At 40.4% G+C, this 235-nt stretch carries 1 pseudogene; it reads right to left on the bottom strand.

Annotated elements, in window-relative coordinates:
* Positions 1-235: pseudogene (locus ACTHSX_RS10880) on the bottom strand (DNA-directed RNA polymerase subunit beta); the annotation flags it as partial.

The following is a 235-nucleotide window of genomic DNA, read 5'->3' as shown; positions in this document are numbered from 1 at the left end:
CACCTTTCAGACCCCCTGCAATCAGATCCGTTTGAACACCGTTTGAAGACAAATAGAAAGATTCTTTGTCGTAGAAAAAATCCAAGAATTGTTCATTGTTGTAGCCCAAAGCTTTCAACAAAATCGTAACCGGCCTTTTACGGCGACGGTCGATACGGAAATACAACAAATCTTTTGGTTCAAATTCGAAATCCAACCATGAACCTCGGTAAGGAATAATACGAGCAGAGAACAA

Origin of the sequence: Neisseria sp. P0014.S002 (assembly GCF_051958295.1) — a bacterium.
GTDB classification, from domain to species: Bacteria; Pseudomonadota; Gammaproteobacteria; order Burkholderiales; family Neisseriaceae; genus Neisseria; species Neisseria flavescens_B.
The sequence above is the reverse complement of the archived record's forward strand: the minus strand, read 5'-3'. Positions and strand labels throughout refer to the sequence as shown.